Origin of the sequence: Pseudoxanthomonas spadix BD-a59 (genome assembly GCF_000233915.3) — a bacterium.
Taxonomy (GTDB): Bacteria; Pseudomonadota; Gammaproteobacteria; order Xanthomonadales; family Xanthomonadaceae; genus Pseudoxanthomonas_A; species Pseudoxanthomonas_A spadix.
Map to the genome: position 1 here is coordinate 937,129 of NC_016147.2, position 25,548 is coordinate 962,676.

19 protein-coding genes and 1 pseudogene are annotated in these 25,548 nt (G+C 70.0%); 13 read left to right on the forward strand and 7 right to left on the reverse strand.

Annotated features, from left to right (window positions below; genetic code table 11):
* Positions 1–55: 55 nt before the first annotated feature.
* The 4 genes from vapC to DSC_RS04165 form a co-directional block, all read right to left on the reverse strand.
* On the reverse strand, positions 56–463 hold the full coding sequence (gene vapC, locus DSC_RS04150) for a type II toxin-antitoxin system tRNA(fMet)-specific endonuclease VapC (RefSeq protein WP_014159878.1): 408 nt from the start codon (positions 461–463) through the stop codon (positions 56–58).
* Between the two features lie 3 nt (positions 464–466).
* On the reverse strand, positions 467–712 hold the full coding sequence (locus tag DSC_RS04155) for an antitoxin (RefSeq protein WP_014159879.1): 246 nt from the start codon (positions 710–712) through the stop codon (positions 467–469).
* A 144-nt stretch (positions 713–856) separates the two neighbouring features.
* Positions 857–2,302: a sigma-54-dependent transcriptional regulator gene (locus DSC_RS04160; RefSeq protein ID WP_014159880.1), complete on the reverse strand. Its 1,446-nt coding sequence runs from the start codon at positions 2,300–2,302 to the stop codon at positions 857–859.
* A 190-nt stretch (positions 2,303–2,492) separates the two neighbouring features.
* Positions 2,493–4,127 (reverse strand): sensor histidine kinase, encoded by a 1,635-nt coding sequence (locus DSC_RS04165; RefSeq protein WP_014159881.1) that lies wholly within the window; start codon positions 4,125–4,127, stop codon positions 2,493–2,495.
* A gap of 183 nt (positions 4,128–4,310) precedes the next feature.
* On the opposite strand from DSC_RS04165, the gene sucC reads away from it, so the two are divergent.
* The 3 genes from sucC to tsaB all read left to right on the forward strand — a co-directional run bounded on the left by sucC (position 4,311) and on the right by tsaB (position 7,634).
* Complete coding sequence (gene sucC, locus DSC_RS04170) at positions 4,311–5,480, forward strand: ADP-forming succinate--CoA ligase subunit beta (RefSeq protein ID WP_014159882.1); 1,170 nt, start codon at positions 4,311–4,313, stop codon at positions 5,478–5,480.
* A 120-nt stretch (positions 5,481–5,600) separates the two neighbouring features.
* The gene (gene sucD, locus DSC_RS04175; RefSeq protein ID WP_014159883.1) at positions 5,601–6,473 is read left to right on the forward strand and encodes a succinate--CoA ligase subunit alpha; all 873 of its coding nucleotides are present in this window, start codon (positions 5,601–5,603) and stop codon (positions 6,471–6,473) included.
* Between the two features lie 450 nt (positions 6,474–6,923).
* On the forward strand, positions 6,924–7,634 hold the full coding sequence (gene tsaB / locus DSC_RS04180; RefSeq protein WP_043290397.1) for a tRNA (adenosine(37)-N6)-threonylcarbamoyltransferase complex dimerization subunit type 1 TsaB: 711 nt from the start codon (positions 6,924–6,926) through the stop codon (positions 7,632–7,634).
* A gap of 501 nt (positions 7,635–8,135) precedes the next feature.
* Here the strand turns inward: tsaB and DSC_RS04185 are convergent.
* Entirely contained in the window at positions 8,136–9,008 is an 873-nt protein-coding gene (locus DSC_RS04185; protein WP_014159885.1) for an energy transducer TonB, read from the reverse strand.
* 9 nt (positions 9,009–9,017) lie between these two features.
* The gene (gene gshB, locus DSC_RS04190; protein WP_014159886.1) at positions 9,018–9,968 is read right to left on the reverse strand and encodes a glutathione synthase; all 951 of its coding nucleotides are present in this window, start codon (positions 9,966–9,968) and stop codon (positions 9,018–9,020) included.
* A gap of 193 nt (positions 9,969–10,161) precedes the next feature.
* On the opposite strand from gshB, the gene DSC_RS04195 reads away from it, so the two are divergent.
* The 8 genes and pseudogenes from DSC_RS04195 to DSC_RS04225 all read left to right on the forward strand — a co-directional run bounded on the left by DSC_RS04195 (position 10,162) and on the right by DSC_RS04225 (position 22,994).
* Complete coding sequence (locus DSC_RS04195) at positions 10,162–10,566, forward strand: response regulator (RefSeq protein ID WP_014159887.1); 405 nt, start codon at positions 10,162–10,164, stop codon at positions 10,564–10,566.
* Positions 10,567–10,654: 88 nt separating this feature from the next.
* A complete protein-coding gene (locus tag DSC_RS04200; RefSeq protein WP_043290939.1) occupies positions 10,655–11,185 on the forward strand; it encodes a chemotaxis protein CheW in 531 nt (176 codons plus the stop codon).
* Positions 11,186–11,263: 78 nt separating this feature from the next.
* Positions 11,264–13,297 (forward strand): methyl-accepting chemotaxis protein, encoded by a 2,034-nt coding sequence (locus DSC_RS04205; protein WP_043290398.1) that lies wholly within the window; start codon positions 11,264–11,266, stop codon positions 13,295–13,297.
* Positions 13,298–13,380: 83 nt separating this feature from the next.
* Positions 13,381–14,247, forward strand: a pseudogene (locus tag DSC_RS17615) (FimL-related protein); the annotation flags it as partial.
* On the forward strand, positions 14,230–20,622 hold the full coding sequence (locus DSC_RS04210) for a hybrid sensor histidine kinase/response regulator (RefSeq protein ID WP_484563956.1): 6,393 nt from the start codon (positions 14,230–14,232) through the stop codon (positions 20,620–20,622). The pseudogene DSC_RS17615 and the gene DSC_RS04210, both read left to right, overlap by 18 nt.
* Positions 20,609–22,030 carry a chemotaxis protein CheB gene (locus DSC_RS04215; RefSeq protein ID WP_014159891.1) on the forward strand — a complete coding sequence of 474 codons (1,422 nt, stop codon included), beginning with the start codon at positions 20,609–20,611 and terminating at the stop codon, positions 22,028–22,030. Before DSC_RS04210 ends, DSC_RS04215 begins: the two co-directional genes overlap by 14 nt.
* 5 nt (positions 22,031–22,035) lie before the next feature.
* Positions 22,036–22,506: a chemotaxis protein CheW gene (locus DSC_RS04220; RefSeq protein WP_014159892.1), complete on the forward strand. Its 471-nt coding sequence runs from the start codon at positions 22,036–22,038 to the stop codon at positions 22,504–22,506.
* Positions 22,507–22,604: 98 nt separating this feature from the next.
* The gene (locus DSC_RS04225) at positions 22,605–22,994 is read left to right on the forward strand and encodes an EF-hand domain-containing protein (RefSeq protein WP_083833460.1); all 390 of its coding nucleotides are present in this window, start codon (positions 22,605–22,607) and stop codon (positions 22,992–22,994) included.
* Between the two features lie 291 nt (positions 22,995–23,285).
* Here DSC_RS04225 and DSC_RS04230 read toward each other — a convergent pair whose 3' ends face one another.
* A complete protein-coding gene (locus DSC_RS04230; protein WP_043290942.1) occupies positions 23,286–24,020 on the reverse strand; it encodes a 16S rRNA (uracil(1498)-N(3))-methyltransferase in 735 nt (244 codons plus the stop codon).
* A 184-nt stretch (positions 24,021–24,204) separates the two neighbouring features.
* Between DSC_RS04230 and nudE the strand changes: the two genes are divergently transcribed.
* On the forward strand, positions 24,205–24,753 hold the full coding sequence (gene nudE / locus DSC_RS04235; protein WP_014159895.1) for an ADP compounds hydrolase NudE: 549 nt from the start codon (positions 24,205–24,207) through the stop codon (positions 24,751–24,753).
* Positions 24,750–25,544 carry a 3'(2'),5'-bisphosphate nucleotidase CysQ gene (gene cysQ, locus DSC_RS04240; RefSeq protein ID WP_014159896.1) on the forward strand — a complete coding sequence of 265 codons (795 nt, stop codon included), beginning with the start codon at positions 24,750–24,752 and terminating at the stop codon, positions 25,542–25,544. Before nudE ends, cysQ begins: the two co-directional genes overlap by 4 nt.
* The last annotated feature ends 4 nt before the right edge of the window (positions 25,545–25,548 follow it).

Sequence of the window (25,548 nt, forward strand, 5' to 3'; positions counted from 1 at the left end):
GGTCGAGACCCGCCCTACGTGGTGATCGGCGTTTGTGCGGATTGGGGCGGGGGCGTCAGCGCAACCAGTTCTCGACCACCAGCCCCGGCACGCGTCTGAACTCGCGCACGTTGTCGGTGACCATCACCAGGTCACGTGCGCGCGCTTGCGCGGCGATCAGCGTGTCCAGCGGACCGATCACTTGGCCTTTGCGTTCCAGGGCGGCGCGAATCTTTGCATAGGCCATCGCATCGCCTGCGTCGAACGGCAGGACTTCCATCCCCTCGATGAACACCTGCACGACCCGATGCACCTTTGCCGGCTGCGATGACTTCTCGGCACCCAGCTGCAGCTCGGCAAGCACCAACGAGGAGATGAACAGGCGCGACGAGGCCAGCCCCGCCAGGCGGTTCAGCAACGCGCGGGGCTCTGCCTTGATGCCGGCAATGATGGTGTTGCTATCCAGCAGGTAGGACGCCGCCACGCCTCACGGATCCAGCGGCTCGACGGGTTTAGCATCACCCTGCGCCGGGCGCTGCCAGTCGTCGAAAGCCCCGCGCGCGATCGCCCGTGCGCGCGCGAAGACATCGGCGGCCGTGCGGGGGCGTGGGCGCAGGATCAGTGCGCCGTCCTGTTCGGTGATCTCTACTTCATCGGCTTGCAGGCGGTAGCGTGCGGGAATGCGGACGGCTTGCGCCTTGCCCAGCGTGAACAGCTTGGCGGTGGTGGTCATGGTGGTGGCCCTGTTGATGGCGTTGTGTCTTGAGCATACCTATGCGTGGGGCCGGAGCGGCGGGTCGAGACCGGGGCGGCGGGTCGAGACGAGCGGCGGGTCGAGACCCGCCCTACGGCCGCCGCGGCCGCATGGGCGGGGCGATTACTCGATGCCCAGCTTCTTGAGCTTGTAGCGCAGGGCGCGGAAGGTGATGCCCAGCTGGGCGGCGGCCTTGGTCTTGTTCCAGCGGTTGTCTTCCAGGGCCTTGTGGATGGCGGCGCGTTCCATCTGTTCGATGTAGGAGGGCAGCGGGCCCTCGGCATCGCCGTTGCCGGCCGGGGCGCCGTTGGCCGGGGGCGGGCTGCCGAACGGGCCGGGATTGGGGCGGAACGGGTCGTGGTCCTGCGCGGGTGGCAGGGCGGCCAATGGCGCTGGGGCGCGGCGTTCGGCCTGGGGCAGGCGCAGGTCGCCGGCGTCGATGGCCTCGCCGTCGGCCATGGCCATGGCCCGCTCCAGGATGTTTTCCAGCTCGCGCACGTTGCCGGGGAAGGGATAGCGGGCCAGGGCCTCCAGCGCGGCAGCGGTCAGGTGCGGCGCGCTGCGCTGCTGGTGGCCGGCCAGGCGGGTGAGGATGGCGCCGGTCAGCAGCGGCAGGTCGCCGGTGCGTTCGCGCAGGGGCGGCACGCGCAGCTCGATGACGTTGATGCGGTAGTACAGGTCGTGGCGGAAGCGGCCGTCCTGGGCCAGTTCGCCCAGGTCGTTGTGGGTGGCCGACAGGATCCGCACGTCCACCTGGGTCTCGCCGGAGGCGCCGACCGGGCGCACGGCTTTTTCCTGGATGGCGCGCAGCAGCTTGACCTGCATCGGCAGCGGCAGCTCGGCCACCTCGTCCAGGAACAGGGTGCCGCCGCTGGCCGCCTGGAACAATCCCTGCTTGTCGGCATGGGCGCCGGTGAAGCTGCCCTTCTTGTGGCCGAAGAACTCGCTTTCCATCAGCTCGGCCGGGATCGCGCCGCAGTTGACCGGGATGAAGGGACCGGCCGCGCGGCCGCCCTGCTCATGGATGGTGCGGGCGACCAGCTCCTTGCCCACGCCCGACTCGCCCAGGATGTAGACCGGGGCCTGGCTGCGGGCGACCTTGGCGATGGTCTGGCGCAGCTCGGCCATGGCCGGCGAGTCGCCGAGCAGGCGCATGGCGTGCTGGGCCGGGGCGGGCGCAGGCGCGGGGCGCTCGCTGTTATTGAGCTCCAGCGCGTGGCGGACCAGGCCGCGCAGCACGTTGATGTCCACCGGCTTGCTGACGAAGTCGAAGGCGCCGGCCTTGAGCGCCTCCACCGCCAGTTCGACATTGCCGAAGGCGGTGATCATGGCCACCGGCGTACGGGGGAAATTGCGCGAGATCTCCTCGACCAGCTCGATGCCATTGCCGTCGGGCAGGCGCATGTCGGTGAAGCACAGGTCGTAGGGGTTGCGGGCCAGCAGCTCGCGGGCTTCGCCGACATTGGCGGCGGTGTCGATCCGAAGGCCCATGCGACCCAGGGTCAGGGTCAGCAGCTCTCGGATGTCGCGTTCGTCATCGACGATCAGGGCGCTACGGGGGTCGCTCATCATGGTCTCGCGTTGCGTGCGACGCAGTCTACCTGCTGGATGGGCCCAAGGGGGAGAGCCGCGGACATAGGGCGGGTCTTGACCCGCCGCCCATAACCGCCAGATGCACCGTGATGGCGGGTCAAGACCCGCCCTACGCCGACAGCCCATGACCGGCCAGATGCACCGTGATGGCGGGTCGAGACCCGCCCTACGACAGCAGGGTGTTGGGGCCGGGCATGGAGATGCGGAAGCAGCTGCCGCCACCGGGCACGGCGACATGTTCCAGGGTGGCCTGGTTGGCCCGGCACAGCTCGCGGGCGATGTACAGGCCCAGGCCGGTGCCATGCTCGGAGGTGGTGAAGAACGGCCGGAACAGCTGCGCGGCCACCGCCGCCGGGATGCCCGGACCGCGGTCGAGCACGTCGATCATCGCGCGCTGGTCCAGCTGGAACACGCGCAGCCGGATCCGCGCCGGTTCGCCGGGCATGCGCCCGTAATTCAGGGCGTTGTGGACCAGCACGGTGAGCACCTGGTGCAGGTGGCGCGGGTCGACCAGGGCGCTGACCGGGCGGTTGCCGGTGACCGCCTCCAGGCTGTCGGTCTCGATCGACATCGACTGCTGGTACTCGTAGACGAAGTCCTGGGCGAAGGCATTGAGATCGGTGTGCTCGGGGATGGCACGTTCGCGCCGGGCCAGGCCCAGCACGCTTTCGACGATGCCGTTGGTGCGCTGGCACTGCTGGTGGATGATGCCCAAAAGGTGCCGGTCGCTGGCGTTGAACTCGCGCGATTCCTCCAGCAGCTGGACCGCGTAGTTGATCGCGGCCAGCGGATTGCGGATCTCGTGGGCCAGGCTGGCCGAGAACCGGCCCAGCGCGGCCAGGGTCAGCGATTCGGCGCGACGCGAGACCACGGTGGCATCGTCCAGGAACACCAGCGACAGCTCGCTGCCGGCCAGCAGGCGGGCGAAGCGGGGCTGGATGTCGGGCTGGTCCGGCGCCAGGGCCAGCGGCGCTTCCTCGTTCTGCCAGCCATTGCGCCAGCGCTGCAGGCGCCGGGCCAGCTCCGGGGCGACGTTCTGGAGCAGGGTGCCGGTGTCCGAGTCGGGGTGTTCGGTGGCACTGCCCAGCAGGCCGGTGGCCGCCTCGTTGGCCAGCCTGATCCGCCCTTCCAGGTCGACCACCAGCACCCCGGTGCGCATGCGGCGGATGATCAGTTCGTTGACTTCGACCAGGTTGGCAACCTCGAGGCCGCGGTCGTCGGCCAGCTGCTGGCTGCGCCGGGCGCGCAGGCCGATCTGCACCGCCAGCAGGCCCACGGCCAGGTAGCTGATGCAGAACATCACCACTTCGGCCAGCGGACGGTCTGGATTGGTGCCCAACAGCGCGACCAGGTATTCGGCAAAATGCGCGACAGTGGCGGCCACGGCCACGCCGATGCCCCAGCGCAGCGGCAGCAGCGAGCAGGCCGCAGCCACGTTGAACAGCAACAGCATGGCCACCCCGGGGGCCGCTTCGGGCAGGGCGTAGGTGATCAGGCTGGCCACCGCGATGTCGGCGCAGGCGCCGATCATGACGATCGGCAGCAGGTGCTGCTCGTTGCGGCCCAGGATCAGCATCGCCAGCGAGAAGACCAGGTAGAACACGGTCACCCAGGTGGCCAGCATCGGTGACTGGTTGCCGCTGGCACCCAGCATGTCCGAGAGCGGGCTGAACAGCAGGCCGGCCAGGATCCCGGCTTCCAGCACCCGGTACAGGGCCAGGGAATACAGCTCGCGACGTGGCGCCGAGGCCAGGGCCAAGGCCAGGGCCAGGGCAGGCGGCTTTGCGGGCCCGGTGCTCAAGTTGGGGCAATCCTTCCACTGGATGGAACGAACCGGAGTATAGAGGCGCCGGGCGAAACCGACGCTTTTGCGTCGCAACACGCGCTTGGGCGACAATGCCCGGCCCATCGGCGCCTGGCTGTCCCCGATTGCGGGACGCGCGGCGGCGCACGATGCGTACTGACCTTATCAATACGGTGACGCATGAATTTCCACGAATATCAGGCAAAACAGCTGTTTGCCGAATACGGCATCCCGGTGCCGGCCGGACGCACCGCGTCCACGCCGGATGAAGCGGTCGAAGCGGCCAAGGCGCTGGGCGCAGGCCCGTGGATGGTGAAGGCGCAGATCCACGCCGGCGGTCGCGGCAAGGCCGGCGGGGTGAAGTTCTGCAAGACCACCGAGGAGGTCAAGGCCGCTGCGGCCAAGATGCTCGGCACCAAAATGGAAACCTACCAGTCCGCCGGTGTGGCCCTGCCGATCAGCCTGGTCCTGGTGACCGAGGCCGGGGACATCGCCAAGGAGCTGTACCTGTCGGTGCTGGTGGACCGCGGCACCCGTTCGATCACCTACATCGCCTCCTCCGAAGGCGGGGTGGACATCGAGCAGGTCGCGGCCGAAACCCCGGACAAGATCCAGACCCTCAACGTGGACTTCGTCGAAGGCCTGCAGCCTTATCAGGGCCGCGAGATCGCCTTCAAGCTGGGCCTGACCGCCAAACAGGCCAACCAGCTGGCCGCGATCATGGGCGGGCTGTACAGGCTGTTCAACGACAAGGATCTGGCCCTGGTCGAACTCAACCCGCTGGCGATCCTGGCCGACGGCAACCTGTACGCGCTGGACGGCAAGGTCAACAGCGACGACAACGCCACCTTCCGGCACAAGGATCTGGCCGCCATGCGCGACAAGACCCAGGAAGACGAGACCGAGGTGCTGGCCAGCCAGTACGACCTGAACTACGTGACCATGGACGGCAACATCGGCTGCATGGTCAATGGCGCCGGCCTGGCGATGGCCACCATGGACGTGATCGCGCTCAACGGCGGGGCGCCGGCCAACTTCCTGGACGTGGGCGGCGGCGCCACCAAGGAGCGGGTGACCGAGGCGTTCAAGCTGATCCTGTCCTCGGACAAGGTCAAGGCGATCTTCGTCAACATCTTCGGCGGCATCGTCCGCTGCGACATGATTGCCGAGGGCATCATCGCCGCGGTCAAGGAAGTGGACGTCAAGGTCCCGGTGATCGTGCGCCTGGAAGGCACCAACGTGGAAGCCGGCAAGAAGCTGCTGGCCGAATCGGGCCTGGCCATCACCGCGGCCGACGACATCAACGACGGTGCCAAGAAGGCTGTGGCCGCGGTCAAGCAGGCCGCGTGAACGTAGGGCGGGTCTCGACCCGCCGTCGCGCGCATCGGTAACTGGGCACTTCATCAGGCGGGTCAAGACCCGCCCTACATCAGGCGGGTCAAGACCCGCCCTACGCATCAAGGATTCTCCATGTCCGTTCTGATCAACAAGAACACCAAGGTCATCGTCCAGGGCTTCACCGGCCAGCAGGGCACCTTCCACGCCACCCAGATGGTGGAGTACGGCACCCAGGTCGTCGGCGGCGTCACGCCCGGCAAGGGCGGCACCACCCACATCGAACTGCCGGTGTTCAACACCGTGCGCGAAGCGGTGCAATCCACCGGCGCCAATGCCTCGGTGATCTACGTGCCGCCGCCGTTTGCCGCCGACGCGATCCTGGAAGCGGCCGCGACCGGCATCAAGGTCATCGTCTGCATCACCGAGGGCATCCCGGTGCTGGACATGCTGCGCGTCAAGAACGTGCTCAAGTCGCATCCGGACGTGGTCCTGATCGGGCCCAACTGCCCCGGCGTGATCACCCCGGGCGAGTGCAAGATCGGGATCATGCCCGGCCACATCCACCAGAAGGGCAAGATCGGCATTGTCTCGCGCTCGGGCACGCTGACCTACGAAGCGGTCAAGCAGACCACCGCCGCCGGCCTGGGCCAGTCCACCGTGATCGGCATCGGCGGCGACCCGATCAACGGCCTGAACTTCGTCGACTGCCTCAAGCTGTTCAACGAGGACCCGCAGACCGAGGGCATCATCATGGTCGGCGAGATCGGCGGCGACGCCGAGGAAGCCGGCGCCGAGTACATCAAGGCCCACGTCAAGAAGCCAGTGGTCGGCTTCATCGCCGGCGCCTCGGCGCCTGCGGGCAAGCGCATGGGCCACGCCGGCGCGATCGCCTCGGGTGGTTCGGGCACGGCCGCCGGCAAGTTCGCGGCCATGGAAGCGGCCGGGGTCAAGACCGTCCGCTCGCCCGGCGACCTGGGCGCGGCCATCGCGGCGCTGGTGAAGTAAATCCGTACGCCGCCTTTGGTGGTGGTTCGATACGGGTCGCCTGCGGGCGGCCCGTTGTCGTTGTGGCGGGGTGGAAGTGGCCGGATTGGCGCCGGTCTTCGACGCGCGTTTCGAATCCCTCTGCCCGCTCGCGGGAGAGAGCTCGAAGTCGCGGCGAGTGACTGGGCGGCCCTGCCGGCGACGTCCAGGGCCGCTGCGCGGCGCCTGCCTTCACGCGAAAAGCGCCCCCTCATCTGCCCGATGGGCATCTTCTCCCCCGCAGGCGGGGGAGAAGGGGCAATGCTGCTCCCGGATGGGTTACTCCGCCCCCTCTGCGCCGTTTGCGGGGCGGGGCGCGACTGAGGGGCGAGCGGGATTTTTTTGCTCGTCGAAGTGCGGCAGACCGCGGGGTCACCGGCGCCTCCCGTGGAAGGCGCAAAATATCTGCTGCTTTCCTTCCGTCGCCACCCCATGCGCCTGCTCGCGTTCGAAACCTCCACCGAAGCCTGTTCGGTCGCCCTGCATGTCGATGGCCATCTGATCGAGCGCTTCGAGATCGCGCCGCGCCGGCATGCCGAGCTGGCGCTGCCGTGGGCGCAGGCGCTGCTGGATGAAGCGGGGGTGGCCAAGTCGCAGCTCGATGCCATTGCCGTCGGGCGTGGACCGGGGGCGTTCACCGGCGTGCGCCTGGCAATCGCGCTGGGGCAGGGCCTGGCGCTGGCGCTGGATCGTCCGTTGCTTGCTGTCTCGACCCTGCAGGCGCTGGCGCTGCGCGCCCCGGCCGATGCCGAGCGGATCGTGGCGGCCATCGATGCGCGCATGGGCGAGGTGTATGCGGCCTGTTTCAGACGCGAAGGTGCTGCGCTGGTCGCGCTGACAGACCAAACCGTCGGCGCGCCCGATGCGGTCCGGCTGGCCGATGCGCGTGCAGGTTGGCAGGCCGTCGGCACCGGCTTCGGTGCGGCCGAAGGCGTGCTCGCCGCGCGCCTGTCGCCGCAGCTGGCGAGGATCGATGCCGCGGCCCTGCCGCATGCGGCCGATGTCGCCGTGCTGGCGCTGCAGGCCTACGCGCGCGGCGAGCGTCCGGCGCCGGAGTCGGCCGAACCGGCCTACCTGCGCAACAACGTGGCCCTGACCCTGGAGGAACAGCGGGCGGCGCGGGCGGCAAAGGGCACATCTTAGGAGGGCCTTCTTGGCGCCGGGACGAAGGGGCCATGCTGACGATGGCGTTCGACGGCCGGGGCTGGCTGGTCGTGCCTGCGCTCAAGCGAAAAGCCCCCCTCATCTGCCCTGCGGGCATCTTCTCCCCCGCGGGGCGGGGGAGAAGGGGCGGCGGCGCTGTGTCGCGCCACGGCAGGTCCGGGGCTGGCGGGCGGTGTCGTGCTTGCGCTCAAGCCAAGAGCCCCCCTCATCTGCCCTGCGGGCATCTTCTCCCCCGCAGGCGGGGGAGAAGGGGGTGGCGCTGTGTCGCCACGGCAGGTCCGGGGCTGGCTGTGTCGTGCTTGCCCTCAAGCCAAGAGCCCCCCTCATCTGCCCTGCGGGCATCTTCTCCCCCCGCGGGCGGGGGAGAAGGGGCGGCGCCAGCGGAGAGGGGCCTGGAGAAGGGGTGGCGCCAGCGCGCAGAAGGGGCGGCGGCGGCGGCGGCGACGCGGGCACGACATCAATCTGCCGGGAACGGGATTCCTATTGGTCGCGCACTTCACCACCGGGCAGGAACACCCAGGTGCGGGTGACGTGCAGGATGTCCACGTTTTCTTCGGTGGACGGCAGTGGCGGGAACGGTGCGGACAGGGTGACGATGCGCAGTGCGGTCGAGTCCAGCAGCGGCACCCCGCTGGACTGGATGATCCGACTCTGCTCGACGGTGCCGTCGCGGCGCACCGCCACCGAGATCACCACCTGGCCCGACAGCCGCTTGCGCCGGGCCTCGTCGGGATAGTTGAGGTTGCCCACCCGCTCGGCGCGGTCCACCCAGGCGCGCAGGTAGTTGGCCCAGGCGTATTCGTGGGTGCTGGCCGAGACGAACTTGCGCTTGGGCCGTTTGGCATACAGCTCCGAACGCAGGTGGATCTCGGCGGCCAGGCGCGCCATCTGCGCGTCGTGCTCGATCTTGCGCTCGCCGCGGTCCAGGTCCGGGCGCTCCGGTGGCAGGCGTGCTTGCTGCGGCGGCACGGTCAATGGCGAATCGCCGGTGGTGATCACCCGTGCCTGGGGCGGCGGCGCGGCCTGGGGCGACTGTGCCCGCAGCGGCTCGGGCGCCACCCCGGCCTGGGTCTGCGGGACCCAGCCGGCCTGGGCCTCGCGCGGGCGTCGGGACTTGTCGCGGTCGCCGCCGCCCTGCTGGTTGGCCGCGGCCAGGAAGTCGGCCTGCCTGGGCGTGAGCGGCGTGCGGGTCTGGCTGAGGATCACGTCCAGCGTGGGCACCACCGGCGCGTTGTCATCCAGGGTGAAGCCCAGTCCCAGCAGCACGATCCCGTGGACCAGCAGCGACAGTGCCAGGGTCGCGCCCAGGCGCGCGTTTTCGTCGATCCTCGGCGCGGCCAGCGGCGCGGACATGGGGTCCGGTCAGGCCACGAGCCTGCGCTCGATGGCGTCGAACAGCAGCCCGGCGATGTTCAGGCCGAACTGGGCGTCCAGCTCGCGCACGCAGGTGGGGCTGGTGACGTTGACCTCGGTCAGATAGTCGCCGATCACGTCCAGGCCGACGAACAGCATGCCCCGGCGTCGCATCTCCGGGCCTACCTGGGCGGCGATCCAGCGGTCGCGCGCGCTGATCGGGCGGCCTTCGCCCAGGCCCCCGGCGGCCAGGTTGCCGCGGAACTCATCGCCCTGCGGAATGCGTGCCAGGCAGTAGTCCACCGGCTCGCCGTCGACCAGCAGCACGCGCTTGTCGCCGGCGCTGATGTCCGGGATGAACTTCTGCGCCAGGGCCAGCTTGCGTCCGCCTTCGGTCAGGGTTTCCAGGATCACGTTGAGGTTGGGGTCGCCGGTGCCGGTGCGAAAGATCGAGCGCCCGCCCATGCCGTCCAGTGGCTTGAGCACCGCCTGGCCGTGTTCGAGCACGAAGGATTTTAGTTCGGCCGCGTTGCGGCTGACCCGAGTCGGCGGGCAGCACTGCGGGAACAGCAACGCGGCCAGTTTCTCGTTGTAGTCGCGCAGGCCCTGCGGGTGGTTGACCACCAGCGCGCCGGCGCTACGGGCCATGTCCAGCACCTGGGTGTCATAAATGTATTCGGTGTCCACCGGCGGATCCTTGCGCATCAGCACCACCTGGCCGGGTCCGAAACGGGTTTCGGTTTCCGCACCCAGCGTGTACCAGCCGGCCTTGTCTTCGACCACCGCCAGCGGCGCGGTGCGGGCAAGGGCCACCCCGCCGTGCAGCGACAGGCCGCCGGGAATGACATAGTGGAGTCGATGGCCACGGCGCTGGGCTTCCAGCAGCATGGCGAAGGTGGTGTCCTTGGCGATCTTGATCGACCCGATGGGGTCCATCACCACGATGACGTCGGTGCGCATTGTTCGAGGCTGGGGAAGCGGGCGGCAACGGGCGATAGTAGCAGCCCGCGGAAAGCGGCCCATTCTGCAATCCACGTCACACAGTGTGATCAACCCGCTGCGCCGTCTTGACAGGCCGCGTCGCCGGGTGGGATATAGACGGCCTCGCAGCGGTTCCATCCAGAAGTGCCGCGCGCAAGGGGAATGATCTGCGATGACAGACAATGACAGCCAGGCCGGTGGTTTCAACGGCCTGCGGGTGATGGTGATCGACGATTCCAAGACCATCCGGCGCACCGCCGAGACCCTGCTCAGGCGCGAGGGTTGCGAGGTGGTGACCGCCACCGATGGCTTCGAGGCGCTGGCCAAGATCGCCGACCAGCAGCCGCAGATCATCTTCGTGGACATCATGATGCCGCGCTTGGATGGCTATCAGACCTGCGCGCTGATCAAGAACAACCAGGTATTCAAGTCCACCCCGGTGATCATGCTGTCCTCCAAGGACGGCCTGTTCGACAAGGCCCGCGGGCGCATCGTCGGCTCCGAGCAATACCTCACCAAGCCATTTACCCGTGAGGAACTGCTCGACGCGATCCGCACCCACGCAGTGGCGGCCTGAGCAGAAAAGGGAAACCCATGGACGCTGCTTCCCACACCCCGACCCCGATGCGCCGCGCCGCCTGTCGCCCGCCAGAGGCCCAGGCATGATCCGCACGCCATTTGACATCCTGGCCGACTACGAGCGGCGCAGCCTGGCCCATGCGGTGGTCCTGCCCGAGGTGCGCACCGGCACCGACCAGTGGCGCGGGGTGGCCTACCGCGTCGGTTCGCGCCGGCTGGTGTCCAGCTTCGATGAAGTCGTGGAAATCGTGCCGATCCCGCCGGTGACCCCGGTCCCGGGCGCGCAGCCCTGGCTGCTGGGCGTGGGCAACCTGCGCGGCAACCTGTTCCCGGTGATCGACCTGAAGCAGTTCCTGCAGGGCGAGCGCACGGTGCTGCATGAAGGCCAGCGTGTGCTGGTGATCCGCCAGAGCGGCGGCGATGTGGCCCTGACCATCGACGAGCTGTACGGCCAGCGCAGCTTTGGCGCCGGGCAGGCGGTGGATCCGGGGGCACTGGCCGATGGCCGGTTCGGGCATTTCGTGTCGCAGGCCTTTGCCGGCGACGGACAGCAGTGGGGGGTGTTCGCGCTGTCGTTGCTGGCGCGCACGCCCGAGTTCAGGCACGCCGCGCAGTAACCGGCGGGATGGTCGGCGGGCGCAGGGCCGGGGAGGCCGAGCCCGCATTTCACGGATGCATTTTTCAGGGGTAGCGCAATGAGTACTGCTGTGGAAACTCCCAAGGCCAGGCTTGGCGGCATGGGGACCACGTTCTGGGGGGTCCTGCTGGTGCTGTCGTTCCTGGTGGTGGCCGCCAATACGGCCGTGTCCACCTACCAGGGCAGCCGCCTGTCCGGCGCTGCAACCGGTGCGGCCGCGCTGCAGGTGCTTTCCCAGCAGCTGGCCAACCAGGGCAACGAAGCCGTCGCCGGCAACGCGCAGGCCTACACCGCCTTCAAGGCCACCCGCGGCCGGATCAACGAGACCATCGGCTCGCTCCAGAGCCGGTTCGGCGCCGAGCCGGGCGTCAAGGGCGCGCTGGGGCAGCTGCTGGCCACCTGGAAAGCGCTGGACGCCAGCGCCAACCAGATCGTCAAGGCAGAACCGGCCGTGCTGGCGCTGTCGGGCAACGCCAACCGCTTCGGCGCGCAGGTGCCGCAGTTGCAGGCGCAGTTGAATGAAGTCGTGCGTGCGATGTCCGCCAGTGGCGCGCCGGCCTCGCAGGTCTACAGTGCATTGCAGGAAGTGGTGGTCGCCGGCCGCATGGCCCGCAACGTGACCGAGATGCGGGCCGGCGGCAGCACCGCGACCATGGCCGGCGACGCCCTGGCACGTGACGCGCTGGTGTTCGGCCAGGTGCTCGACGGCCTGCGCGAGGGCAGCCAGGAGCTGGGCATCGCGCCGCTGCGCGCGCCGGCTGCGCTGGCCGCGCTGGAGCAGTCGCAGACCTTGTGGACGGCAATGAAGCGCGACCTGGACGCGATCCTGGGCAGCTCGCGCGACCTGTTCGCCGCACAGTCGGCCGCGGCGGCCATCACCAACGGCTCGGGCAAGATGCTCGATGACAGCGAGAAGCTGTTCGACGCGTTCTCCGCGTTTGGCTCGGTGCGCGATACGCGCCTGTTTCCCAACCTCTGGTACACCGTCGTCGGCGGCGCGGTCCTGGTGATCTCGCTGGTCATGCTGCTGCGCAGCCTCTACATCAGCCGCAAGCGCCTGGATGAGCGTCGCTACCAGGAGCAGGTCGAATACAACAGCCGCAACCAGCAGGCGATCATGCGGCTGCTGGATGAAATCTCCTCGCTGGGCGAAGGCGACCTGACGGTCAAGGCCTCGGTGACCGAAGACATGACCGGCGCGATCGCCGACGCCATCAACTACGCGGTGGAGGAACTGCGCAACCTGGTGACCACGATCAACGACACCTCGGTGCAGGTGGCGGCCGCGACCCAGGAAACCCAGGCCACCGCGCTGCAGCTGGCCGAAGCGGCCAACCACCAGGCCGAGCAGATCACCACCGCCTCCGAGCGCATCAACGAGATCGCGGTCAGCATCGAAGAGGTCTCGCGCAACTCCAGCGATTCGGCCGAAGTGGCGCAGCGCTCGGTGCTGATTGCCACCGAGGGCGCCGGCGTGGTCCGCGAAACCATCCGCGGCATGGACCAGATCCGCGACCAGATCCAGGAAACCTCCAAGCGCATCAAGCGCCTGGGCGAGTCCTCGCAGGAAATCGGCTCGGTGGTGGAACTGATCAACGACATTTCCGAGCAGACCAACATCCTGGCGCTCAATGCCGCCGTCCAGGCCGCCTCGGCCGGTGAGGCCGGCCGCGGCTTTGCGGTGGTGGCCGACGAAGTGCAGCGCCTGGCAGAGCGCACCTCCGGCGCGACCCGGCGCATCGAATCGCTGGTCCAGGCCATCCAGGCCGACACCAACGAGGCGGTCAGTTCGATGGAGCAGACCACCTCGGAGGTGGTCTCCGGCGCGCGCCTGGCCGAGGACGCCGGCACCGCACTGGGCGAGATCGAGCGGGTGTCCAGCGACCTGAACGAGCTGATCAAGAACATCTCCGGCGCCGCCCAGCAGCAGTCCACCGCGGCCATGGACATCACCCAGACCATGGGCGTGATCCGGCGCATCACCTTGCAGACGTCCAAGGGCGCCGAGCAGACTGCAGAATCGATTGGACACCTGACGCAGCTGGCTGCGGACCTGCGCCGCTCGGTGGCTGACTTCAAGCTGCCAGGCTGAGGATCGATACCGATGAAGTGCATGAGCGACAACCTGGCCACCCTGGAACTGCGGGGCCAGCCATGAGCGCGCTTCGCGAGGCGATGAGCCATGCCGTGCTCGGCTGGGTCAAGCCGGAGCTGGACCAGACCCTGCGCCAGGTGCGCGGGGAGATCGAGTCCTTCGCCGAGAACCCGGCCGACAGCTCGCGCATGCAGGTGTGCGTGGGCTATCTGCACCAGGTCCAGGGCACGTTGCACATGGTCGAGCTGTACGCCCCGGCGATGGTCGCCGAGGAGCTGGAAAAGCTCGCCCAGGCGCTGCAGGAGGGCCGGGTCGCCGATCCCGACGAGGCCTGCGCCACCCTGATGCGCGGCACCGTGCTGCTGCCCGATTACCTGGAGCGCCTGCAGGGCGGCCATCGCGACATCCCGATCGTGCTGCTGCCGCTGCTCAACGACATCCGTGCTGCGCGCGGCGAAGCCGGCCTGAGCGAGAGCGTGCTGTTCGCGCCGGACCTGGAACGGCCATTGCCGCAGGAGGTGCCCTCGACCGAACCGATGCCCGGCCACACGCGCGATGCGCGCCTTGCCCAGGCCTGCGAGCACCTCGAGCGCGTGCTGGCCGGCTGGCCCGAGGACGGTACCCCAGCCGACCCCGGCGCCCTGGTGCCGGCGCTGACCGCGCTGCAGCGCCTGGCCGAGCACACCGCCGCCCGGCGCATGCTGTGGGTTGCCGGGTGCGTGGCCGAAGCGTTGCGCGATGGCGCGCTGCAGCCCACCCCAGCGCTGCATCAAGGCTTCAGCGGCGTGCTGCGCGCGGTGCGCCAGATCAGGCAGGGCCTGGTCCCCGGCGCCGCGCCAGGCCAGGAGCCGACCCGCCAGCTGCTCTACCAGGTGGCGCATTCGGCCGCGCGCCACCCGGCGCTGGAGGACCTGCGCAAGGCGTTTGACCTGCAGGCCGCCTCGCCCAGCCAAGCCGAGATCGAACACGCCCGCAGCAGCATCAGCGGCCGCAATCGCGCCCTGCTGGACACGGTCGGCGCTGCGGTCAAGGAAGAACTGATGCGGGTCAAGGATGTGCTGGACCTGCAGCTGCGCACCAACGCCGACATCGCCGGCCTGGCGCCGCAGGTGACCCAACTGGGCAGCGTGGCCGACACGCTCGGGATGATGGGCCTGGGCCTGGCACGCAACGTGGTGCTGCAACAGCGCCAATCGCTGGCCGAGCTGGTCGAAGGGCGCCGTGCCTGCGATGAAAGTGCGCTGCTGGATATCGCCGGCGCGCTGTTGTACGTGGATGCCTCGCTGGATGACCAGGTCGCCCACCTGGGCGACGGCAGCGCACCTGATGCCCAGGCGGCCGAATCGCAGCGCACGGTCGAGGCGCTGGCCGGCGAGGCCATCCGCAATTTCGCCCAGGCGCGCCAGCAGTTCGTGGCCTTCATCGAGACCGGCTGGGAACACGCCCAGCTGGACACCGTGCCGCGGCTGCTGGGCGAGGTGGGCGGCGCGCTGCGCATGCTGGAGCTGTCAGCGCCGGCCGATTACGTCGAGGGCGTGGGCCGCTACATCGGCACCGAGCTGGTCGAGCGCCGGCGCGTGCCTGGTGGCGTGCAGCTGGACACCCTGGCCGACGCCATGGCCAGCCTGGAGTACTACCTGGAGGCGCTGCGCGAGCATCGCCCCAACCGCGAGGAAATCCTCGACATCACCCGTTCCAGCCTGGAGTCGCTGCGTTACTGGCCGCTGCCGGGCGCAGGCGAGCCGGCTGGCGAAACGCTCGCCAGCCCCGTTGCCGACGCGACGCCATCGGCATTCGAGCCCGAGTTCACCCCGGACCCGGCCCAGACCACGCTCGCCGGGGACCTGGACATCGAGCGCGGTCCGGCGCTGCCGGCCTTCGTGCCGGCCGGCGACACCGCCAGCGCCTTCGATCCGGTGGCCGGCGAGTTCGAGGGGATCGGCAGCGATGATCAGGCGCAGATCGACGCGGCCTTTGCCGCGCCGTCGGGCGAATCGAGCCAAGCGGCGGCAACGCAGGTGGAAGCACCGTTCGAGGCGCCCTTCGAAGTGACTTCGCCCGAAGGGGATGCAGCCGAAGACATCGGCCAATCAGCCGCCTTGATCGAAGCCTTCGAAGCGGTCGAGGCATCCAGCCCGTCCGCGGCGTTCGCACCTGCCGCGCCCGAGGCCACGCCCGCATTCGAACAGGTCCTGTCCGCTGCAGATGACGCGCCGGCCGCGGAAGACACCCAGTCGCTGCAGGGCGGGTTCGACCTGAGTGGCAGCCACGACATCGACGACGAGATCCGCGACGTGTTCCTGGAGGAATTCGACGAGGAGATCGACAACCTGCGCCAGATGCTGCCGGCCTGGACCGCCAACGTGGAAAACCTGGATCGGCTGCGGCCGATCCGGCGCGTGTTCCACACGCTCAAGGGCAGCGGCCGCCTGGTCGGCGCCAGCCTGCTGGGCGAGTTTGCGTGGAAGGTGGAAAACATGCTCAACCGGGTGCTGGACGGGTCCCGCCCGGCCACGCCCGCGGTGGTGGCGCTGCTGCAACAGGCCACCGACACGCTGCCGCAGCTCAACGCCGCCCTGCGTGGCCAACCCGGCGCGCGCGCCGATCTGGCCGGCATCGAAGCGGTTGCCGATCGGCTGGCCGCCGGTGAGGAAGCGCTGTACAGCGCACCGGGCGCCGCCACGGCCGCCGCGCCGGTCGCGGAGCAACCGGCGCTGGACGACTTCGTTCCCGACCTGGACGGCACCCCGGCCGCGGTCGACAGCGTGCTGCGCGAAATCCTGGAAACCGAAGTCGGCAACCACCTGCGTAGCGTGGATGCGTGGCTGGCCTCGGTCCAGTCGGTCCAGGCCGGGCCTGCCAGCGATCCGTTGCTGCGCGCGTTCCATACCATGAACGGCGCCTTCGCCATGGCCGACGTGCCGGAGATCACCGAGATCACCGGACGGGCCGAGCAGTACGTCAAGCGCCTGCTCGCCAACGGCGTGCCTGCCAGCGCGGCCGGCGTGGCCGGACTGGCCGCGGCCGCGCAGGCGATCCGCACCACCATCGCGGCGCTGCAGTCCGCGCAGCCGCGCATTCCGCAGTTCGCCGAACTGCGCGCGCAGCTGTCGGCACTGCGCGACGCCCTGCCGCAGGTCGCGCGCCCGGTCTCGACCCTGGTCGATGACCGCAACCAGCACACCTACGCCGGCCAGGGCGCGCAGCAGGTCTACACGCCGGACGTGCCCTCGTCGATGGAACTGACCGGCGCGATGGACCTGTCGGGCTTCCTCGATCATCCCGCCGAGCTGCCGCAGGACCCGACCGAAAGACCGGTCGCCGAACAGGCCGGGCCGGCGCCGGAGTCTGCGGACATCCAGGCGCCCGACCTGAGCGCCGCCGGTGCCGTGCCGCCGGCGCCGCTGCCCGACGACGGCCAGGCCGCCTGGTTCGACCTCAGGCTCGCGTACCGCACCGAGCCGAAGTGGACCGATGCCCCGACCCCGACCAGCGCCGATGCGCAGGTCACGGCGGGCCAGGCCGGTACGCTGGATCCGGCGGCGGTCGCCGCTGCCGCGGCCGAATCCGCGCCGCTGTCCGAGTCGATCGAGGCCCATGCCGAACGCGATGCCAGCGTCGATGTCCAGGCGCTGTCGCCCCAGGCCCTGCCGCCGACCGCGGGCGATGACGCGGCGGAAGCCGATTCCTGGAACCAGGAGCCGGCGGCCGTCGAACCGCTTGCACCGGACTGGTCCGATACCCAGGCGGCAGCTGAAGAAAGCACGCTGGCCGGGGACGAGGCGCTCGAGGCTGGTGCCGACATCGAACTGACCCCGACCGAGGCGGCCGCCGAGGCGATGGATCTGGCCGAACACCTGCAGGCCGTGCCCGAGGCGCCGGCTCTGCTCGCGTCGACCGAAGTCGCCGCGCCGGAACCTATCGCCGAAGCCGAAGCCCCGCCCAGCGCCAGCGGCGAGCAGCCTGCCGCGCAGGACCTGATCGACACCGCCGAGGTCCACGCCGAGCCGGCGTCGGACGCCGGGCCCTTCGACATGGAGGTCACAACCCCGGACCAAACCCAAGCCGACGCCCAGGCGCCGACACAGGCGCCCGACGCCGAAGCTGCGACGCAGGGCGAGGCCGCGGTTGAAACCGAGGGGCCGTTGAGCAGCGAGGCCGACCTGGCTGACGCAGAATCCACCGAGTCGCTCGCTGCACAGATCCCCGCGCCGCAGGAAGAACCCGCGCGCGATGCGCTGCACGCGCCCTTCGTCGACCTGCCGGAGACGGCCGCGCCCGCTGCCGGGTTGGTTGGCGAGGACGCCGCGTCCACCCACCAGGCGCCAGCGGCCGTGCCGGACGCCGCCATGGCCGGGTCGGCGTTCCTTGCCGCGCAAACCGATCACCGCCACACCGAATCCGTCGCCCCCGAGGCGGAGCTGGCCGCGTCATCCGCACAGGATGCGCCGGACCTGCCTCCCATCCCCGAAACGACGGAAACGGCGGCCATGGCCGAGCAGATGCTGGATTTCACCGTGCTCGACCGCGACCTGGTCGATATCTTCGTGGAGGAGGGCAACGACCTGCTCGACCATTCCGACGGCCTGCTGGCACGCCTGCGCGGCGCGCCGGACGACCGCGGCCTGGTGATCGGCCTGCAGCGCGACCTGCATACCATCAAGGGCGGCGCGCGCATGGCCGGGATCGAGCCGATCGGCGAGCTCGGCCACGCCATCGAGTCCCTGCTGGAACAGATCGCCGAACACCGCGCCGAGGTGGATCGCGACGTGCTCGGCCTGCTCGAGCGCGGCTTCGATGCGCTGCACGGCATGCTGGCGCGCACGGCGGCCTATTGCCTGGCCACCCCGCGCCCGGAGCTGGTGGCCGAGTTCGATGCCCGGGCCCGCGGTGAACCGACCGGCGCGACCGGTCCGGACCAGGCCCTGCGCGGCACTGCGGTCGATCTGGTCGAACCGCTGGACCTGGAAATCTCGCATGCCTTCGCCACGCCCGACGACGCGCAGGCGACATCGCTGGACGAGGTCGGCTCGGTCGAGGCCTCGCCGCCGGTGTCCGACACGCAGGGCCTGGAGTTTGACTCCGCGCAGGCCGACACCACGTGGGTGTCCGATGGGTCCGAGCATGCGCAGGATGCCGCGTCCGCGCCCGCCGATGGGCCGCAGTCGGCATCGGCCACACCCGCCTCCGAATCCAGCAACGACGAGTTCCTCGATGCCGAGCTGCTGGCCGCGCTGGACGCCGCGTGGGGCCCTTCCGATGGCAACAGCGCCGATGCGGCCGCGCCGCAGGCGCCTGCGGCGGCGGCGCCGGACGTGCAAGAACCTGCCGCGCCGGCCGTGGTTGCTGCGGCCGACGCCGGCCCGCTTCCCGAGCCCGCGCCCGTTCCGGTGTTCGTCCCGGCTGCACCGCCGCCGCTGGTGCCGCAGCCGATCCCGGCGCTGCCGCCGCTGTCGGCGCCGATCGAGCTGGAGGCGAACGGCGAGGACGAACACGCCCCCCTCGGCAGCGGCCAGGAGCAGGTGCGGGTGCGCGCCGACCTGCTCGACCGGCTGGTCAATCACGCCGGCGAAGTGGCGATCTATCGGGCCCGCCTGGAACAGCAGATGGGCGCCTTCCGCGCGGCGATGGCCGAGCTTGACCGCACCAATATCCGTCTGCACGACCAGCTGCGCCGCCTGGACCTGGAAACCGAGGCCCAGATCGTGGCCCGTTACCAGCGCGAGCAGGACACCCGCGATACCGCGTTCGATCCGCTGGAGCTGGACCGCTTCTCCACCCTGCAGCAACTCAGCCGCGCGCTGGCCGAATCGGCAGCCGACCTCAGTGGCCTGCAGGGCGTGCTGGACGATCTGGCCCGCCAGAACGACAGCCTGCTCGGCCAGCAGTCGCGGGTCAGTTCCGAGCTGCAGGACGGGCTGATGCGCGCGCGCATGGTGCCCTTCGAAGGCAGTGTGCCGCGCCTGCGCCGGGTCCTGCGCCAGGCCGCCGCCGACACCGGCAAGCAGGCCCAGCTGCAGCTGGAAGGCGCGCACGGCGAGCTGGACCGCAACGTGCTCGAGCGCATGACCGCACCGCTGGAACACCTGCTGCGCAACGCGGTCGCCCATGGCCTGGAAAGCCCGCAGGCGCGGCGCGAGGCCGGCAAGCCCGAGGAAGGGGTGGTCCGGGTGGTGCTGCGCCGCGAAGGCTCGGAAATGGTGCTGCAGGTGGCCGACGACGGTGCCGGCATCGATCATGCCGCGATCCGTCGCCGGGCCGAACAGCGCGGCATGCTGCCGGTCGGCGCCGAAGTGGCCGAGATCGACCTTGAACGCCTGATCCTGGAGCCGGGCTTCTCAACGGCCGAGGAAGTCAGCCAGCTGGCCGGCCGTGGCGTGGGCATGGACGTGGTCCACAACGAAGTGCGCCAGCTTGGCGGCTCCCTGGAAATCAGCTCCACCCGCGGCCAGGGCACGACCTTCACCCTGCGCCTGCCACAGACCCTGGCGGTGACCCAGGCGGTGTTCGTACGGATCGGCGAAACCCAGTTCGCGGTGCCGGTGGCGGCGGTGGGCGGGATCGGCAGGATCAGCCGCGCGCGCTTCGAGGCGGCCGACGCGTCCTATGTCTACGGCGGCGAGGCGTATGCGCTGCACGACCTGGGCACCCTGGTCGGGCAGGGTCCGGCCAGGGCCGAGGGCCAGCCACAGGTCCCGCTGCTGCTGGTGCGCGCCGGTGAACTGCGCGCGGCGGTGGCGGTGGACCAGGTGTTGGGCAATCGCGAGATCGTGGTCAAGCCGGTCGGCCCGCAGATCGGCTCCATTCCGGGCATCTACGGCGCCACGATCACCGGCGATGGCAGCGTGGTGGTGATCCTGGACGCCGCGCCGCTGGTGCGCCGCTACATCGCCCAGCCGGCCCTGGCCGGCACGACCGCCGCGCCGGCCGTGCAGCGCCAGGTGCCGCTGGTGATGGTGGTGGACGACTCGCTGACCATGCGCAAGGTCACCAGCCGGGTGCTGGAACGCCACAACTTCGAGGTCAGCACCGCGCGCGACGGCGTGGAGGCACTGGAGCGCCTGGAAGAGCGCGTGCCCGACCTGATGCTGCTGGACATCGAGATGCCGCGCATGGATGGCTACGAGCTGGCCACGGCGATGAAGGCCGACCCGCGCCTTGCCGGTGTGCCGATCGTGATGATCACCTCGCGCACCGGCGAGAAACACCGCCAGCGCGCGCTGGAGATCGGCGTGCAACGCTACATGGGCAAGCCGTACCAGGAGCTGGATCTGATGCGCAACGTCTACGACCTGCTGGGGATTGCCCGTGTCCGCGACTGACCCCGGGCTGCCTGCCGCGGTCCGGGTCGCGCTGCTGGCGCGCGAAGGCCAGGCGCGCCAGCAGCTGCGTGGCGCCCTCCTCGGCGCCGGTGCACAGATCGCGCTGGAGGACGATCCCAATGCGCTGGATGCCGATGCGCTCGCGGCCAGCCGCCCGCATGCGGTGCTGGTGGCGCTGGAGCCGGCGATCGAGGACGCGCTGCTGCGGCTGGACCGGGTGCTGGCCGATCCGGGCCTGACGGTGATCTACGACGAGGCCGATCTGGCTTCCTCGCGGCAGGGCTGGGATGCCCAGCGCTGGACGCGGCACCTGTCGGCCAAGCTGCATGGCCACCGCGACGTACTGCCGCCGGGCGCCGAAGCCGAGCTGCCGCAGTCGCCCGCGCCCGGCCGCCCGCAGGCGCCGGCGTTCGTGGAGGACGCGGTGCTGGAGCAGCACCTGGACCAGGCCGCGGCCCAGTCCGGTTCGCTGCCCGACGAGCATGGCTTGGGCAGCACGCTGACCCTGGCCGATGCCGATGCGCATGCGCAGCCGGCCGATGCGTTCGCCATCGACCCGGACACCTGGACGCCGCCGCCGCTGCCGTCGCGGCTGGAGCTGGTCGATGACCCGGTGCCTGCGTCAAAGGCCGATGCGCCGGATGCGCCGTCGCTGAGGGCCGACCCGGCGGCCACGCCGGTGACCCAGGCACGTTCCGGGCCGACGCCGTCGATCTCGCAGCTGTCGCTGGTCGAGGATTTCGAAGTGGTGGTGCCGGTGCGGACAGCGGCCACGGTGCCGCCGCCGCTGCCGCCTGGCTTTGGCAGTCTGAACCTGGAACTGGAAGCGCTGGAATCTTCCGAGCCGGCAGCCGTGGCCGAAGATGTGCCGGGCAGCAAGGTCGCCGGGGCGGTGCTGTTGTCCGCCGGCATTGGTGGACCGGACGCGGTGCGCCGGGTGCTGGCCGGCCTGCCGGTGTCACTGTCGCTGCCGGTGCTGGTCCACCTGCGCCTGGACGGGGGCCGTTACGACAACCTGACCAAGCAGATCCAGCGCGTCTCGCCGCTGCCGGTGCTGCTGGCCCGCGCCGGCATGGCCGCGCGCGCCGGCAATGTCTACGTGGTGCCCGACCAGGTGGCCGCCGAGGCGGTGGACGGCGTGGTGTGCTTCGCCGAAGGCCGCACCGATGTGCCCAGGCTGCTCGGCGCCCTGCCGCCGGACAAGACCGCGGTGCTGCTGCTCAGCGGCGCTGATGCGGCCCTTGCCGAGCCGGCGCTGATGCTTGGCGCACGCGGTGCGCTGGTTGGCGGCCAGTCGCTGCAGGGCTGCTACGACTGGGCTGCAGCCCAGGCGCTGGAGCATGGCGGCGGCGCGACGGCCTCGCCCGAAGCGCTGGCGCAGCGCGTGATCGAATACCTGGGAGGCTGAAGACCATGGCACGTTCCAATGATGAAATCCGCGGCGTCCTGGTCCAGGCCGGCGACGAGCGCCTGCTGTTGCCCAACGCAACGGTGGCCGAGGTGCTGGCCCGGGTGCCGGTGCAGCCGGTGGCCGACGCGCCGCCGTGGCTGCAGGGCACGATCGACTGGCAGGGCTGGCAGGTGCCGTTGTTTTCCATGGTCAACCTGGGCGGGCTCGGCCGCGAGGCGGTCACCGCGGCCAGCAAGATCGTGGTGCTCAAGACCCTCACCGGCGGCGAGGCGATGCCGTACATTGGCCTGCTGACCCAGTCGTTTCCGCGCCTGATCTCGGTGCCGCGCGATGGCCTGCTGGCTGACGCCAGCGAGGAATCGCTGCCCGAAGGGGTGCAGATGCGGGTGTTGCTGGGTGACGAGGCGGCACTGCTGCCGGACCTGGAAGCGATCGAACGCATGGTCGCCGGCGCGATCGTCCAGCTGGTCTGAGACCCCTGGCGCCGGTGCGCTGGGACGAGGGTTCACGCCTCATTCGCGGCGCCGATGCGAGTTTGCGCCAGCTGCCACCATCGCGTGAGGCCTGTTGCATGAAGATCCTCCCTGTTTCCGGGGTGTCGTCCGCCGCCCTGCTGCTGGCCGCCACGGCACATGCGCAGAGCGCCGCGCCGGCCCAGACCATTGCGCCACCGCCGGTCTCGGCGCCCAACACGCTGATCACCGAGCTGCCGCCGCCGGGCTTCCGGACCATGACCATGCAGACCCCGCAGGGGCCAGTCACGGTCCAGTGGGGCCAGCCAGCCACCCTGCCCAACGCCGCCGACTACAAGGCGACCGTCGAGCAGCTCGATGCCAATGGCGATGGCTTCGTGACTCCGCAGGAGCTGCCGGAACATCACGCCCTGTCCAGCGAGTTCCGTCTGGTCGACAAGAACCACGACGGCAGGATCACCGCCGAGGAGCTGTCGCACTGGCAGTAGCGCCGACCACGTAGGGCGGGTCTCGACCCGCCATCGCAACGCCGCGCGTACGCCGGGTCTCGACCCGCCATCGCAACGCCGCGCGTAGGGCGGGTCTCGACCCGCCATTGCAACGCCGCGTGTAGGGCGGGTCTCGACCCGCCATCGCAATGCCGCGCATAGGGCGGGTCTCGACCCGCCATTGCAACGCCGCGCGTACGCCGGGTCTCGGCCCGCCATCGCAACGCCGCGCGGACGCCGGGTCTCGACCCGCCATCGCAATGCCGCGCGTAGGGCGGGTCTCGACCCGCCCTACAGATCGCCCAGCAATGCCTGCACCGCGGCGATCGCGGCCAGCCCGGCGGTTTCGGTGCGCAGCACCCGCGGGCCCAGGCGCAGGCCCTGGAAGCGGTGGGTTTCCAGCGCCTTCCGGTCGCGTGGCGACCAGCCGCCTTCCGGACCGATGGCGATCACCACCTGGCCCGAAGTCGGCGCGGCGAGCATCTTGAGCGCGTGCGTGCCTTGCGGGTCCAGCAGCAGGCGCAAGCTGTCGGCCGGCAGCGCGGCGGCCGCAGCCAGCAATGCCTGCGGCTCGGCGACCTGCGGCACCTGCGCACGGCCGGACTGCTCGCAGGCGGCGACCACCACGCCACGCCAGTGCGCCAGGCGCTTGTGCAGGCGCTCGCCAGTCAGCCTGACCTCAGAGCGCTCCGAATCCACCGGCAGCAGCGCGGCCACGCCCAGCTCGGTGGCCTTCTGCAGGATCAGGTCCATTTTCTCGCCGCGGGCGATGCCCTGCAGCAGGGTGATGTGCAGCGGCGACTCGGTGTCGACCGCGCGCGCCCCGGTGACCGCTGCGACCACCTCGCGCCTGTCGATGCGCAGCAGCTGCGCGTGGTAATCGTGGCCATCGCCGTTGAACAGCACGCAGGCATCGCCTTGGCGCAGGCGCAGCACGCGCGCCAGGTGCGCAGCGGCATCCTCGGGCAGGGCGATCTCGCTGCCGGGCACCAGTGCACCTTCGACATGCACGCGGGTCAGGCGCACGCAATATCCCTTGAAGATGGACGCCGAGGCCTGTGGGTTGCGGCCGGCATGCGCGCGCCGGTGCAATGCATGGACCGGGACAGGACCGAATCCGCGCCGGGCTCTGCTAGCATTCGCCGCTGATGATCGTCCTGCATCCGCACATGATATCGAGCGTTGCCGCATCCGGGAGCAGGCCGGGCACATGAACTGCAAGCTGCCCATCATCCATGGCATCACCGAGCACAGTGCCGGCCACATGCGCATCGAGCGCCTGGATCTTGAATTCTCCAACGGCGAGCGCCGCCAGTTCGAGCGCCAGGTCAGCCGCGGCCACGGCGCGGTGGTGGTGGTGCCGATGCTCGACCACGAAACGGTGCTGCTGGTGCGCGAATACGCTGCCGGCATGCACCGCTACGAGCTGGGCCTGGTCAAGGGCCGCATGGATGCCGGCGAGACACCGGTCCAGGCGGCCAACCGCGAACTCAAGGAAGAGGCCGGTTACGGCGCCAGGCAACTGGACGTGCTGCGCGCGATGACCCTGGCGCCTACCTACATGAACCACCAGTCGTGGCTGGTGCTGGCGCGCGACCTTTACCCCGAGCGCCTGCCCGGCGACGAACCCGAGGAGCTTGAAGTCGTGCCCTGGAAACTTGCTGCACTGGACCAGTTGATGTTGCGCGAGGATTTTTCCGAAGGTCGTTCGCTGGCGGCGTTGTTCATTGCCCGGGAGTGGCTGGCGGGCCAGGCATGAGCCGCATCACCGCGGACCTGCACGAGGCCATCATTGCCATCGCCCGCGACGCCTCGGCCGCGATCATGGAAGTCTATGCCGAGGACTTCCAGGTCGAGCACAAGGCCGACCACAGCCCGCTCACCCGCGCCGACCTGGCCGCGCACCGGATCATTGCCGATGGCCTGTCCCGGCTCACGCCCGAGCTGCCGCTGCTCAGCGAGGAGGGCGCCAGCATCCCGTGGGGCACGCGCCAGGACTGGCACGCCTACTGGCTGGTCGATCCGCTGGACGGCACCCGCGAGTTCGTCAAGCGCAATGGCGAGTTCACCGTCAACATCGCCCTGATCGAAGGCCACCAGCCGGTGTTCGGGGTGATCATGGCGCCGGTGACCGGCACCATCTGGCACGCCGAAGCCGGCCGCCGTGCGCTGCGCCGCGACGGCGAGAATGACCGCGAGTTGCGCACCCGCCATCCGGCCGTGGCGCCACTGCGGGTGGCCGCCAGCCGTTCGCACCGCGATCCGCGCACCCAGGCCGTGCTCGACCGCCTGCCAGGTGCCCAGACCGTGCCGCTGGGCTCCTCGCTCAAGTTCTGCCACATCGCAGAAGGCGCGCTGGATCTGTATCCGCGCTTCGGCCACACCTGCGAATGGGACACCGCCGCCGGCCAGTGCATCCTGGAGGCAGCCGGCGGTGCGCTGCTGGCACCGGACGGGCGCGCATTTCGCTACAACCGGCGCGAGAGCCTGCTCAACGGCGATTTCATCGCCCTGGGCGACCCCTCGCTGCCGTGGCGCGACTGGCTGTAGGCGC

Coding starts and splice junctions, on each gene's coding strand:
- DSC_RS04155 (WP_014159879.1), bottom strand. CDS start 712: ATGACCACCACCGCCAAGCTGTTCACGCTGGGCAAGGCGCAAGCCGTC.
- DSC_RS04160 (WP_014159880.1), bottom strand. CDS start 2,302: ATGAGCGACCCCCGTAGCGCCCTGATCGTCGATGACGAACGCGACATC.
- sucC (WP_014159882.1), top strand. CDS start 4,311: ATGAATTTCCACGAATATCAGGCAAAACAGCTGTTTGCCGAATACGGC.
- sucD (WP_014159883.1), top strand. CDS start 5,601: ATGTCCGTTCTGATCAACAAGAACACCAAGGTCATCGTCCAGGGCTTC.
- tsaB (WP_043290397.1), top strand. CDS start 6,924: ATGCGCCTGCTCGCGTTCGAAACCTCCACCGAAGCCTGTTCGGTCGCC.
- DSC_RS04185 (WP_014159885.1), bottom strand. CDS start 9,008: ATGTCCGCGCCGCTGGCCGCGCCGAGGATCGACGAAAACGCGCGCCTG.
- gshB (WP_014159886.1), bottom strand. CDS start 9,968: ATGCGCACCGACGTCATCGTGGTGATGGACCCCATCGGGTCGATCAAG.
- DSC_RS04195 (WP_014159887.1), top strand. CDS start 10,162: ATGACAGACAATGACAGCCAGGCCGGTGGTTTCAACGGCCTGCGGGTG.
- DSC_RS04205 (WP_043290398.1), top strand. CDS start 11,264: ATGAGTACTGCTGTGGAAACTCCCAAGGCCAGGCTTGGCGGCATGGGG.
- DSC_RS04220 (WP_014159892.1), top strand. CDS start 22,036: ATGGCACGTTCCAATGATGAAATCCGCGGCGTCCTGGTCCAGGCCGGC.
- DSC_RS04225 (WP_083833460.1), top strand. CDS start 22,605: ATGAAGATCCTCCCTGTTTCCGGGGTGTCGTCCGCCGCCCTGCTGCTG.
- nudE (WP_014159895.1), top strand. CDS start 24,205: ATGAACTGCAAGCTGCCCATCATCCATGGCATCACCGAGCACAGTGCC.
- cysQ (WP_014159896.1), top strand. CDS start 24,750: ATGAGCCGCATCACCGCGGACCTGCACGAGGCCATCATTGCCATCGCC.